General features: G+C 68.1%; 2 protein-coding genes. Both read left to right on the plus strand.

Translation table 11 applies throughout. The annotated features are described in order from the left end of the window. Positions 1-670: NADP-dependent phosphogluconate dehydrogenase (locus tag DMB66_RS60120; protein ID WP_125812718.1), on the plus strand; the 670-nt coding region annotated here is incomplete at its 5' end. Between the two features lies 1 nt (position 671). Beyond that, positions 672-806 (plus strand): AAA family ATPase (locus tag DMB66_RS60125; protein WP_125812719.1); only part of this gene is annotated, 135 nt, incomplete at its 3' end.

The following is an 806-nucleotide window of genomic DNA, read 5'->3' on the forward strand; positions in this document are numbered from 1 at the left end:
CGACGAGCTGGGCGGGTTGCTGTCCGCCGGGGACGTCATCATCGACGGCGGAAACTCCAAGTTCACCGACGACAAGCCGCGTGCCGACCGGCTCGCGCCCAAGGGCGTCGGCTACCTGGACTGCGGCGTCTCCGGCGGCATCTGGGGTAACCAGAACGGCTACGCGTTGATGGTCGGTGGTTCCGAGGAGAACGTCGCCACCTGCATGCCCATCTTCGAGGCGCTCAAGCCGGCCGGTCCGTACGGCTTCGTGCACGCCGGCCCGGTCGGTGCCGGCCACTACACCAAGATGGTCCACAACGGCATCGAGTACGGCATGATGCAGGCCCTCGCCGAAGGCTGGGAGCTGCTCGAGGCTTCGGAATACGTCGACAACGTGCCTGGTGCGATCAAGAGCTGGCGCGAGGGCAGCGTCGTCAAGTCCTGGCTGCTCGACCTGTTCGACCGGGCGCTGGACGGTGATCCCGAGCTGGCCAAGCTCAAGGGCTACGCCGAGGACACCGGCGAGGGCCGGTGGACGGTCGACGAGGCGGTCCGGCTGGCCGTTCCGCTGCACGTCATCGCCGCGTCCCTGTTCACCCGCTTCGAATCGCGGCAGATCGACTCGCCCGCCATGAAGGCCGTCGCCGCGCTGCGCCAGCAGTTCGGCGGCCACGCCGTCGTCGGCTGAGATGTACGTCCGCCGGGTCGAGTTGACCGACTTCCGTTCGTACGAGCGGGTGGCGGTCGACTTCGATCCCGGCGTCGCCGTGCTCGTCGGCCAGAACGGCATGGGCAAGACCAACCTGGTCGAGGCGCTGGGCTAT

It is taken from the genome of Actinoplanes sp. ATCC 53533 (genome assembly GCF_003947245.1).